1 protein-coding gene is annotated in these 2,567 nt (G+C 69.0%); it reads right to left on the bottom strand.

The features are described from left to right. Positions 1–2,567: condensation domain-containing protein (locus F0L68_RS41050; RefSeq protein ID WP_149855328.1), on the bottom strand; the 2,567-nt coding region annotated here is incomplete at both ends.

The following is a 2,567-nucleotide window of genomic DNA, read 5'->3' as shown; positions in this document are numbered from 1 at the left end:
CGGCGGCGTCGATGATCGCGCGGGGATCGCGGTGGAGTCCCGGCGGGAGCAGTGCGATGGTGCCTGCGTAGGCGAGCGGCCAGAAGATCTCCAGCGCCGCGTCGTCGAACGTGAGGGTGGTCTTGTGGAGGATGGTCTCGCCGGGTTTGAGCTGGTGTTGGCGTTGCATCCAGGTCATGCGGTTGACCCAGCCCGTATGAGTGTTGGCGACGCCCTTGGGCATCCCGGTCGATCCGGACGTGTAGTAGATCGAGACCAGGTTCGCTCCGGACACGGTGCTGGCCGGCTTCGTCACGGGGAAGCTCGCGCCGTGCCGCGCCGCCGCGTCGAGCGTAAGTGCTCGCGCGGTGAGGTCGGTGCGGTCCCGATCGACGAGACAGAGCACGGCCCGCGCGGCGGTGAGGATCTGGTTCAGCCGGTTGGCGGGGGCTTCGGGATCCAGGGGGAGGTAGGCGCCGCCGGCTTTGAGGATCGCGATGAGCGCGATCACCATCTCCGGTGACCGTTCCACGCACAGGCCGACGACGCTGTCGGGGCGGACTCCGTGTTCCTGCAACAGGTGCGCGAGTTGGTTGGCGCGTTCGTCCAGTTCCCGGTAGGTCAGCTCGGTGTCCCCGAGCACGACGGCGATGCGGTCCGGGTTGGCCGCCGCCTGGACCTCGAACAGCTCGTGCAGACAACTCGACGGGAACGGCGTCGCCGTGTCGTTCCACTTCGCCAGCAGCTCGGCCTCGGCGGCCGAGGCGACGGTAAGTTCGGACAGCCTCGTGTCCGGCCGGTCGAGGACATCGCCGAGCAGCGTCTCGAAGTTGTCGATCAGGCGGGTGATGGTGTCCTGGTCGAAGAGGTCGGTGTTGTATTCGACGCTGGCGTCGAGCCGGTCCTCGCGTTCGGTCGCGTAGAGGGTGAGGTCGTATCTCGCGTGGTTGTGCGGCACGGCCAGTCGGGTCACCGAGAGCGGGCCGAGGTCGAGCGACTGGTCGAACCTGTTCTGGTACGCGAACACGACCTGGACCAGCGGGGGATGGTTCAGCGTCGCGGACAGCCGAAGTTCCTGCACGATCCGGTCGAACGGCACTTCCTGGTTGTCGTAGACGGCGAGTGACTTCTCGCGGACTCGGTCCGCGTGGGTGCGGAAGTCGACGTCCTGCGCGAACGACACGCGCACCGGAAGGATGTTGACGAAGAACCCGATCAGCTCGTCCAGACCCGGCTGGTGGCGGTTGGCCGCCGCGGTGCCGACCACCAGGTCCCGCTGGCCGGTGTACCGGTTGAGCAGCAGGCTGAACACGGAGAGCAGGAACATGTACACCGAGAGGTCGTGCTCGCGGCAGAACTGCCTGATCCTGGCGGTGACCACCTGGTCGAGCACGAACGGGATGGTGTTGCCCTCGTCGGTCTGCTTCGGCGGCCGAGGCCGGTCGGTGCGCAGTTCGAGGAGAGTCGGCGCGTCGGCGAGTTCGTTGCGCCAGAAGGAGATCTGGTCGTCGAGGTGTCCGTCGGCGAGGCGTTGCCGCTGGGCGACCGCGTAGTCGGCGTACTGGAACGGCAGCTCGCCGGGAGCCTCGCCGCCCGCCGACTCCGCCGCGTAGAACCTGCCGAGCTCGCTGATCATCAGCATCGAGGACCAACCGTCGGTGACGATGTGGTGCGTGTTGACGAACAGCACCCACTCGTCGTCGCGCATCCGGAACAGCGCGACGCGGAACAGGGGCGGCCGAGCGAAGTCGAAGGGCACCCTGGACTCGGCGGCCAGCGCGGCGTGCACCGCCCGGTGCCGCTCGTCCTCGGGGAGCGCGCGCAGATCCTCGACCGGCAGCGGCACGGTCAGCGCGGCGACGGCGCGCTGCGCGGGCGAGTCGCCGTCCATCACGAAGTAGGTCCGCAGCGTCTCGTGCCGCGCGGCCAGCGCGTTGACGGCGCGGCCGAGCGCGGCGACGTCGAGCTCGCCCCGGATGAGGTGGGCGGTCGGTTCGTTGTACGTCGTCTCGGCGCTGTCCAGCTGGTGCAGGAACCACAGCTGCTGCTGCGCGGAGGACAGCGGAAGAGCGTGGTCCCTGGACACCAGGGTGACCGCGCGCGACGGGTCGGCCGCACGCTTCGCGGTGAGTTCGCCGAGCGCGCGCGCCACGTTCGCCACGGTGCGCTCGTCGAAGAGCAGGCGCAACGGCGTGTCGGGATCGACGACGGGTCGGATCCGGATGATGGCGCGCGCGGCGGAGATAGAGTCGCCGCCGAGTTCGAAGAAGTCGTCGTCCGCACCGATCTCGGGGACGCCGAGCGCGTCGAGGAAGATCTCGGCCACGGTGGTTTCCAGCCCCGCCCTCGGCGCGCGGTAGGCGGTGCTCAGCCCGGCCCTGCCGAACTCCGGCAGCGGCAGCCTGCCTCGGTCGACCTTGCCGTTGTCGTTGAGCGGGAACGCATCGAGGAACACCACGTGCTGGGGGACCATGTGCGGCGGCAGGTCCTGCCTGATCGCGTCGAGCAGGTCGGCGCTCGACAGCGCCGCTCCCGGCTGGAGGACCACATAGGACACCAGCTGACCGAGTCCGTTGGGGGCTTGGTGG

Origin of the sequence: Solihabitans fulvus, from assembly GCF_008386585.1 — a bacterium.
GTDB lineage: Bacteria > Actinomycetota > Actinomycetes > Mycobacteriales > Pseudonocardiaceae > Solihabitans > Solihabitans fulvus.
This window is presented reverse-complemented; position numbering and strand designations above follow the sequence as displayed.